8 protein-coding genes and 1 pseudogene are annotated in these 10,236 nt (G+C 41.0%); all 9 read left to right on the top strand.

Annotation, left to right across the window (positions count from 1 at the left end):
• A partial coding sequence (locus PHP90_RS12630; protein ID WP_299930592.1) for an AAA family ATPase occupies window positions 1–1,732 on the top strand: 1,732 nt, incomplete at its 5' end.
• A gap of 1 nt (window position 1,733) precedes the next feature.
• Window positions 1,734–1,868 (top strand): hypothetical protein, encoded by a 135-nt coding sequence (locus tag PHP90_RS12625; RefSeq protein ID WP_299930589.1) that lies wholly within the window; start codon window positions 1,734–1,736, stop codon window positions 1,866–1,868.
• A 1-nt stretch (window position 1,869) separates the two neighbouring features.
• The gene (gene tagH, locus PHP90_RS12620) at window positions 1,870–3,129 is read left to right on the top strand and encodes a type VI secretion system-associated FHA domain protein TagH (protein WP_299930586.1); all 1,260 of its coding nucleotides are present in this window, start codon (window positions 1,870–1,872) and stop codon (window positions 3,127–3,129) included.
• Window positions 3,130–3,140: 11 nt separating this feature from the next.
• Window positions 3,141–3,611: a type VI secretion system lipoprotein TssJ gene (gene tssJ, locus PHP90_RS12615; RefSeq protein WP_299930583.1), complete on the top strand. Its 471-nt coding sequence runs from the start codon at window positions 3,141–3,143 to the stop codon at window positions 3,609–3,611.
• On the top strand, window positions 3,601–4,935 hold the full coding sequence (tssK, locus tag PHP90_RS12610) for a type VI secretion system baseplate subunit TssK (RefSeq protein ID WP_299930580.1): 1,335 nt from the start codon (window positions 3,601–3,603) through the stop codon (window positions 4,933–4,935). Before tssJ ends, tssK begins: the two co-directional genes overlap by 11 nt.
• A gap of 15 nt (window positions 4,936–4,950) precedes the next feature.
• Window positions 4,951–5,811, top strand: a complete 861-nt coding sequence (gene icmH, locus PHP90_RS12605) for a type IVB secretion system protein IcmH/DotU (RefSeq protein WP_299930578.1) — start codon at window positions 4,951–4,953, stop codon at window positions 5,809–5,811.
• Window positions 5,798–9,211: a type VI secretion system membrane subunit TssM gene (gene tssM / locus PHP90_RS12600; RefSeq protein ID WP_299930576.1), complete on the top strand. Its 3,414-nt coding sequence runs from the start codon at window positions 5,798–5,800 to the stop codon at window positions 9,209–9,211. Before icmH ends, tssM begins: the two co-directional genes overlap by 14 nt.
• Window positions 9,198–9,884: a serine/threonine-protein phosphatase gene (locus PHP90_RS12595; protein ID WP_299930573.1), complete on the top strand. Its 687-nt coding sequence runs from the start codon at window positions 9,198–9,200 to the stop codon at window positions 9,882–9,884. Before tssM ends, PHP90_RS12595 begins: the two co-directional genes overlap by 14 nt.
• A gap of 12 nt (window positions 9,885–9,896) precedes the next feature.
• Window positions 9,897–10,236 (top strand): annotated as a pseudogene (locus PHP90_RS12590) (hypothetical protein); the annotation flags it as partial.

Below are 10,236 nucleotides of genomic sequence, written 5' to 3'. Positions count from 1 at the left end.
TGCTATCCAATCGAGCACCCACTTTATTATTTTATTTATCGATGAATCGCATACACTTATCGGAGCGGGTGGAAATGAGGGGGGCAGTGATGCTGCCAATCTTCTGAAACCGGCTTTGGCACGCGGGGAACTGCGTACGATTGCCGCCACGACATGGCTCGAATATCGAAAATATTTTGAAAAAGACCCGGCACTTTCCCGCCGGTTCCAAAAAATCAATCTTTTGGAGCCGAGTGTAGAGGATGCGGTGACTATTTTGCGCGGTATTGCCCATAAATACGAGCAGGAACATAGTGTATATATCGAAGATGCTGCCATACAAGCAGCTGCGGCTTTGTCAGCACGATACATTACAGGGCGTCAATTGCCCGATAAAGCGATCGATGTACTGGATACGGCATGTGCCAATGTCAAAATCAGCAAGACCAACCGACCGTATGCGATACAGCGCATTGAAAACGAAAAACTCAAAATCGCACAAGAGATTGAACTTTTGACGCGTGATGACGGGAACGGGTTAAAAGATTATTCCAAACGGATCAAGATTTTAAATAATGAGGTCAAACAACTCGATAAAGAGCTGAAAAAGAGTGAAATCGAGTATGAAAAACAAAAAAAATTAGTGGATGAGATCGCAACACTGCGGATTTTAGGCAAAAAAGAGGCGGCGGCAAAAGAACACCAAAAGCTCCTCTCCATGCAGGAGCAATGCCATTATGTTTATGATAACGTTACTGCGGATCAAGTAGCTGAAGTGATCTCCTCTTGGACGGGAATTCCATTGGGAAGCATGGTTCGCGAACAGGCCAAAAATCTGATGAGCCTTCAAGAACAAATGACACAGCGTGTTATCGGACAAGATCAAGCGATCAAGTATCTCAATACTTTTCTGCAAATTTCTGCTGCAGGGTTGAAAAATGAAAATGCTCCTACCGGTGTCTTTTTGCTTGTCGGACCCAGCGGTGTCGGAAAAACGGAAACGGCCCGTGCTATAGCCGACCTTTTGTATGGCGGAGAGCAGTTCCTTACCACGATCAACATGACCGAATTTCAAGAAAAACATACGGTATCACGCCTTATCGGTTCCCCTCCGGGATATGTCGGCTATGGAGAAGGGGGACAGTTGACAGATCCTGTCCGGATTAAACCCTATTCGGTCGTACTGTTTGATGAAATCGAAAAAGCGCATCCGGACATTCTGAACCTTTTTTATCAGATTTTTGACAAAGGGACGGTCAATGACGGTGAAGGAAGAGCGATCGACTTTAAAAACACGATTATTTTAATGACGTCCAACCTTGCCACCGATGCGATTACTCAGATTTGTTCCGAATACGAAAACGTTGAACTCGAACCACTCACCAATGCGATTCTTCCTATATTGAGCGATTATCTCAAACCGGCGCTATTAGGACGGATGAACGTTGTCCCTTACATGAATTTGAGTACGGAAGCGTTAAAAGAGATTATCTCTTTGAAACTAAAACGGATTGAAAAACAACTCTCAGTACGCGAGATAAGTTTCAAATACGATGATGCGCTTTTAGAACATATCGTAGCGCTCAGTAACGCCAGGGATACAGGTGCACGCAATATTGAGTTGATCATTAATACCAATCTGATGCCAAAACTATCCAGTGAGATTCTGAAATACAGTGCCGAAAATATTCCATTGCATTCGATACGGGTGAGTATGGACAAAAATAAAGAGATAACTATAAAAGGAGCATAAGATGAAAACGTTAGTCACGATAATGATTTCTCTATTTTTCGTTTCGGTCTTTTATGGCTGTTCGAGCAGTATAGAGCAGTACACGCCGATGAATCAAGTCAAACCGGATAAAAAACCGCTCAAAGACGGAGAATAAGATGCAGCTTATTTTGGACATTGCAAAAAGCGGGAAAAGCAGACCGACGTATAAAAATATGAAATTTGCTCAGTGTGACGGTGTGGTCGGTCGCAGCAGTGAAGCGGACTATCAGTTGAATGATTTCGACAATTATATTTCAGGAAAACACTTTTATATTGAGTACAAATACGAACAATATTATCTTCGCGATGAGAGCACAAACGGTACTTTTTTAAAACATCCCTATAAAAAACTTCCAAAAGGGATACCGCATCTCATCAGTTCTTCCGATGTCTATATTATCGGGGATCATGAGCTTCAAGCCCGTTTCAGCGACGATGATTACACGGATGATTTTATCGTAGGAAGTTTTTCAAACGAGCCGGAACCTTTGGAAGCGATTCGTGAATTGATACCGGATGATGATTTCTTGTATGAAGACGTACGAGATATGCTTAGTGAGACGTCTGAAAAGGAATCTGAACTCAAAGAAGATGTACTCGATTTACTGGACGACACGAAGAGAGCTTCAGAGTTTTTAGATATGAATGACAGTGAATTTTCTGAGACACCTGAGATTCGAAGAGAACTGTATGATCAACACATCAGTGTTCCTACCTTTGCACCATTGGAGTCAAAGAAAAAATCGTATGTTCCCGCCCATGATCAACAACTGGCGGATTCCATCCGTATTTTGGAAGAGAAACTCGGGTTAGAGATTATCGCTTTAGAAAAAAAAGAGCGAGATCTGTTGATGAGTGAAATCGCAGATGTACTCGTGAACAGTTTGGATGGATTACGAAACTCTCTCTATATCAAAGAGAGAACCAAACAAGACTTACGGGTTTCGTTACAACCAGAAGAGAATAATGAAAACAATCCGATCAAACTCGGTAATTCAGCTTTACAGCTATTGCAAGATGAGCGGATGGAAGGTCGGAAAGGTTTTATAAACCTATCTATAGCGGTAACTCGTTCTTTTGCACAAATCGATGCCCATACGATCGCTTTGCATGGGGCTTCTAAAAATCTTATGAGTACCGCACTGATGCAATTTTCACCTAAAAATTTAGAACGAAAATTTGATGCTACAGGTGCGTTGCGCGGGCCGATGCCACGAAGTTGTTTGATGTGGAAGGCATACGCGCAGATGTTTGATACTCTCAACGATGACCCTGACTCCGGGATCGAAATACTTTCTCCCCATTTTACAAAAGAGTACGAAAAATTAGCGTTTTCAGTAGGGCTTGCTTCTTCTGATTCACTCCATAAACGATAAAAGGAAATAGGATGCATACCTACCGAAAAATATTTTTTCAAACCTTACTGTTGATCACGGTTGCTCTCACCATTAACAATTGTGCGGATAAGCCGAAACATTTGGAATTGGTTATTAAAAGCGGAAAAAATCTAAATCCGAATAAAAACAATGTTCCTTCACCTTTGGTGCTCTATTTCTATGAACTAAAAGATTCAACGCAGTTTTACAAAACGGATTTTTGGGGTTTGAGCGACGAAGCGAAAAAAAATTTGGATAACGCTCTGATATCTCAATCCAAACAGATCATTATCCCTAGTGAGGAACAAAACTACAAAATCCTTCTGGATGAAAACAGCAATTATTTCGGACTTGTAGGGAGTTTCAGAAATATTGAGGGCAGTCCATCGTGGCGCTATGCGAAACCTTTGGAAAAAGGGTACAACAAGGCGGAGCTTTTTATCGATAACTCTTCAATCAAGGAAATAAGCAATGGTAAATAAAGTAGTATGGAGAGAAGGGCTTTTTATCCGTCCCCAACATTTTCAGCAAAATGATCGTCATTATGCCTATGAATTGCGTACACGAACAATTGAATCGGGTTCAAACCGATGGGGGTTGTTTGATTTGGATATTGATACCCAATTTTTGAATTCAGGGAAACTGGTTTTAAACCGGGCTTACGGAATTATGCCTGATGGGACATTGTTTGATATATCGGTCAAAGATCATGAGATGATTCTCGATATCGGCTCAAAAGATTCCGGAAAAACGATATATCTCTCTTTGCCTTTATACATGCAATATGCCGATGATCTCTCCTTTGAAGAAGATGAGGTAAAAACGACGCGCATGATCGCGCGAAGAGAGCGGGATGTACCAAACAGCAATGTCGGCGAGAACTCAAATGCCGAGTTGCTTTTGGCCCAGCCTAATTTTCGCCTATTGCGGGACGAAGAACTGAATGAGGGGTATGGTGTCATAGCCATAGCCCGTATCGGCTCAGTCTCTGCAAGCGGCGCGGTATCATTGGATGAAAATTTTATCCCCACCTATCTGCATCTTCACCGCTGCTCGTATTTATTGGCACAACTCAAAGAGTTGATGAGCGTGTTAAATTTCCGTATGTTGAAGCTTGCAGAGAAATTGAGCGATGTCACGATTCAAGTGGCGGAATTAGGCGATTATTTGCTTTTGCAGCTTCTAAACCGTTTTCATAGCCGTTTTTATTTTTACTTATCGCAAGAAAAAATTCACCCCGATATCCTTTTTTTAGAACTCAACTCATTGGCGGCGGAGTTGGCGGTTTTCATGAAAAAAGAGAGACGTTTGGATAAAGAGTACCTATACGATCATAAAAAGCAAAAAGAGAGCTTTGTACTCTTATTAAACGAACTAAAAACAATGCTCAGCATGGTACTGGAACAGAACAGTTTCAAGTTGTTGATAGAGCAGCGTAAATACGGTATCTATGTAGCCAAACTGGAAGACAAGACACTGATCGATTCGGGTTCATTTGTTTTAGCGGTTACGGCAGATATGGCAACGGAAAAATTGAAAAAAATGCTTCTTGACAATCTGAAAATGGGTACCATTGAGACTATTCGGGATTTGGTCAATTATCATCTTGCCGGATTTAAGATTAAGCCGCTTCCTGCAGCTCCTCGTCAGATACCGTACCGGGTCAACCATATCTATTTCAAAATTGAACTCTCAACCGAAGATAAACGTACACTGCAAAATTCAGGCGGAATGGCTTTCTATCTGGCCGGAGAGGTCGAAGGTATCGACTATGATTTATGGGCAATACGAAGTAATAAAGATTAAGAGGGTATGACGATAATGAGTGATAATAAAACCGTATTACTGCCTTCATCGCAAGCGCAGGAAACATTGACCGGCTTTTCATCCAATAACCGTGAATCGCTGGGAATGGCAAAGATAAAACCTTCCGCTCCGCAGCAACAGTATAAAGCTTTTTTTAAAGAGCATGAGCCCGGTATGATTGAAGGATTGAACCCTTTTATTTCGTTGGCAAAACCTATTTTTATCCATATCGATAGATTATTACATACGTATGATTTAGGAGATGTCGGGAACGTTCACGTCCTGTTAATTGAAGAGATTGAAGCTTTCACCCAAAATGCCGCGAAAGAAAATATTGATAGTTCAGAGGTATTGGTAGCGCGTTATTTGTTATGCACCTTTTTGGATGAGCTGATTTGTACTACGCATTGGGGTAAAAACAACGATTGGGCGAGAGACAGTCTTTTGGGCCATTTTTATCGTGAGACGTACGGAGGAGAAAAGTTTTTTCAACTCTTGACTAAATTACTTGCTTCACCTGCCAATAATATTCATCTTCTAGAATTTATGTATGTCTGTATCTCTTTGGGATTTGAGGGTAAATATCGTATTCAAACACGCGGTAAAATGGAATTGGATGCCATACGGGAAAATTTGTACAAACAAATCAAAACCGTTCACGGAAGACAAAGTCAAACTTTTTATACCGAACCGAAAGCATCGGCGCAAAAGCACCATTATGTCTATAAAGCCCCCTATATAGCATTGACTATCGGTGTGCTGGCAATACTAAGCGTGGTATATATCACTCTGAGCGTATCTTTGAACGGACAAGAAAAGAGATTGTTTCCCTACATGGAATATGGGTTTGAAAAGGATTTGAATGTTAAAAATTAACAAAAGAGAGCTGTTTCAAAGTACATTGTTTTGGATTATTGTTATTGCATTCGTTCTATCGATTGTCGTCATCGCGTTCGGCGATACTATGTTTGATTCATTCGCATCCTTGAGTTTACGGTTATTGATCGGCTTTTCAATCTTTTTCGGTACATTAATGGCAATTTTGGTGTTTAAACTCTATGCAAAAGAGGATACCCAGGCCAAGTTAAAGGCAACAAAAGCACAACGTGCGAAAGAAAACATGAACACGGATTTGGTTGCCGCAAAAGTAAAAGAACTAAAATCACGTTTTATCGAAGCCACAAAAATTATCAGAAATTCAAGTGTCTATAAAGGTCAGCGTGATGCGAAATACGAGCTGCCTTGGTATTTGATTATTGGTCAGGAAAAAGAGGGAAAAACGACGCTTCTTGAATCTTCCGGTCTTGATTTTCCACTCAATATAAATTACCAAAATCAGCCGGATTCACCTGCTGGAACCGAGCCGTCGTTTCAGTGGTATTTTGCCGAGCATGCTATTTTTGTTGATATTCCCGGAAAATTTATTAAACAAGAAGAGGGATCCATTGATGCGGGCGTATGGCAGGGATTTTTAGAGCTGTTTAAAAAGAAACGCTGGAAACGTCCGATTAACGGTGTGGTTTTAACGATCAGTGTCGAGACATTGATGGAAAAAACCGATGGAGAATTGGAACTGTATGCGAAAGGTTTGCGGGATCGTTTCGATGAACTCTCCAATGCATTTGCCTCTACAATCCCTATTTACCTGCTTGTGAGCAAAACCGATAAAATTCCCGGATTTAGTGAGTACTTCAGTACGATTTCCGATACTGAAAAAGACGAAGTGCTGGGGATGACGTTTGATGATACCAAAAACATCGACAGTAAGAGTGCCCAACATGAATTTGACGAGATGCTCAAACGTCTCGATGCTTCGATCTTGGATCGAATGCATCAGGAATGGGATAACAGTGCCCGGTCTAAAATTTTGCTGTTCGGGGATGAATTTACACGCTTGTTTGAGAAACTGAAAACATTCATTGACATAGGGTTTGCGCAAACACGTTATCGTGCTCCGCTAATGTTGCGCGGTATTTACTTTACCAGTGTTCCTAGTGCAATCAAATCAAAAGAACATCTGTTAGGGAACACTGCTGCGGGTAAAGGTCTCTTTATCCGTAAAGTTTTGCAAGATATTATTTTTGCCGAAGCATATGTGATCAAAATGGATTCGGGATACCGGATAAAAGAACGAATCCGAGAGCGGATCGGTATTGCCGTGGCTGCACTAGTGCTTGTTGTAGCGGCATCGCTTTGGATTTGGGACTACAATCTTCATGCAAATACGATTAAAGAACTGAATAAAGAGCTTAAAGAGTATGCATATCTTGAAAAACAAAATTCGGACGGAAAGGATTTTGAACACAATATAGAGCTACTCAATAAAGCATATAAAATCAAATTGCTCGATGATGAACAGAGATCGCGCCATTTTTGGAGATTGTCTTTTTATACGGTTGAAGAACGACAAGAAAAACTGGATGCACTCTACAACCGTTTGCTTGAAAAAATAATGTTACCGCATGTTGCCGCAACACTTGAGACTCAGACTCTGGCAAATTTGGATAATTACGATGTTACGTGGGAAAATACCAAAGCCTATCTTATGCTCAACAATCAAGAGAAACGGGATAAGCGATTTATGCGAGAATGGATGGGTAAAACATGGGCACATCTCTATCCGGATAATCCGACTCTTCAAAAAAATAGTGCAGAACACTGGAAACGTCTTCTGGAACACGGATTTAAACCCTATCCTCTTAATGAGAATACGGTGCAGACTGCCAGAAACAAATTAGCAGGATACGGTCAAGAGGCATTGCTGTACAAACAGCTAAAAGACAAAGTTCAAGAGATGAATCTCAAAGATTTCAAATTTTCTACTGTTATGGGGATCAATGCGCCGCTCTTTGCCGGGAATGAATATGTAATTCCCGGTTTTTATACGAAAAACGGCTACGACAAAGTCTTTACTCTCGATTCCAAAACGCTATTAAAAGAGATCATCCGTTCAAATTGGGTACTGGGATATTCAACAGAGTTAAAAGACAGTGAATTGGAAATGGTGTATGCCAAAATTCAAAACTACTATTTTGACGATTATAAAAAGATATGGAATGAAGGATTAAATACATTATATCTGCGTCCAGAATTGACACAGGATCAGATTAAAATACTCTCCTCCCAAGATTCACCGATCATAGCCGCTCTTAAAGCGCTTAAAAATAATACGGATATTTATTCGATAACCGAACTGTTGGAGAAAAAAGCGGCGGCAAAACTTTCTGCTTCTGTCGGAAAAAATGTTGGTAGCAATGTTCAGGGGGCTCTTTCTGAGAACACTCCTAAGATTCTTAGAGACTACTTTAAGCCTTATAATCAGCTCTTGAGCGATGAGGGTGTTGCGGGATCAACGTTACAAGCTGAGATGACACGGTTTGATAATTCATCAGCACAAAACAGCCCATCATCGGGTTCAGAATCACCCTCGGATTCATTTAACTCTCTTGTGAGTCGTGCAAAACAAGGCGGAACAACGGTGGAAGTCAGTCCGCTTCCTTCCCCTGTCAGTCGTTGGCTCCCGCGTTCAGCCGGAAACGGTACCGGAAAAATGATTTCCAAAGGAAAACAGCATATCAGTGAGCAATACGCATCACAGGTATATCCTTTTTACAGAGATAAATTGGCCAATAAATATCCGTTCAATCCTAATGCCTCTACAGATGTCGCACTCAGTGATTTTGAAGAGTTTTTCAGAGCAGGGGGGATATTGGATCAATTCCAAAGTGAGTACATATCTCCGTTTGTAACGACAAACCCGGTCGGAAAAGGGTATCAATTCAAACGGATTGACGGTGCTACCGTCCCGATCACACCGGAATTAATGGAATCGCTTTATCAGGCCCGTGAAATTCGTAAACGGCTTTTTAATAGCAGAGGGGACACTTTAAATACCACTTTGTTTATACGTCCGAATAATTTGAGTAAAAATCTGGAAGGGATGTCGCTTCAATACGATGACAATACGATTGTCTATGAACACGGACCGATAAAATCCCGTAAAATTGTATGGCCTTCCGAGAGCGGGAATGCGGATAGCAAGTTTCAGTTGATAGATTTGGAAAACAATACGGTAGTTTCACTCACAACCCAAGGACCTTGGGCGCTCTTTAAACTCTTTGGCCGAATGCACTCGGTTCCAAACGGCTCAGATGAGGTACTTGCTGAATACATAAATAAAGACAATAAGGGGTCGTTTATTCTTAGCGGGACATCCGCAAAAGCATTTGACCCGGATAGTCCGATTAAGAAGTTCAAATTACATGGGCGAATTTAGTTTGGGTACCAGTTATTCTATGACCCATCCGGGGCACATTCGTACTAATAATGAAGATTCCTATTATGTCAGTGATAAACGGGGACTATGGATTGTATGCGATGGTATGGGAGGACATCAAGAGGGTAACTTTGCGAGTCATCTTGTTACCGATATTTTTGAAAAGATGCAGATGAGCGGCAGCTTCGATGAAAAAGTGGATGCAATTATTTCACAAATCTACAATATTCATTTGATTTTAAAAAAGAAAGCGCAAACGACGGGTATTGATGCCGTTGTAGGGACAACGATTGTGTTGTTGTATATCGAAGGAGAGAAGGGCGTTTCCATTCATGCCGGAGACAGCCGCTGTTATCTTTTACGAGATGATCATCTCTCACTTGTAACTCTCGATCATGCTAGAGAAATCCAAACTCAAAACGGTTTACGAAAGGTACTGACAAACGCATTATCGGCTCCGGGAGAACTTTCGTTGGAAGTCAAAAAATTTCGGGTTCAAAAAAGGGATATTTTTTTATTATGTTCCGACGGCCTTTATGACAATGTATCTTCTGAATTGATCCAAGAGTCTTTAAACTGTCTTTCCTTGCAAACGGGTTTGGATCTCCTAACATCCTATGTCCTCTCGAATGAGGCGGATGATAATCTAACAGCAGTCATTGTTGAAATCTAAAAGGGAGGGAATATGTCCAGACACCTGATAGATATCATCGATTTGATCCCAGCAAGCAGCAGTAATAATATCAAAAAAATGGATGATGAAAAACGTTTGAATAATCGATACCTTGTGGGTGAGCAGCTCGGTACGGGGGGGTTGTCTGTCGTATATGAGGCCAGAGACGACTATTCGGAATATTACGGTGATGATCGCTCACTTGCAATAAAATTACCGTTGGAACACTTATCATCCAAAAGTGATATTGATGCATTCATGTATGCAGAATATTCTCATCTTTCTCGTTTGTCTCATCCCAATATTATCAAAGTAATGGATTTTGGTATTGATGCCGAGTTCAATATTCCCT

Source organism: Sulfuricurvum sp., from assembly GCF_028712165.1.
GTDB lineage: Bacteria > Campylobacterota > Campylobacteria > Campylobacterales > Sulfurimonadaceae > Sulfuricurvum.
This window is presented reverse-complemented; position numbering and strand designations above follow the sequence as displayed.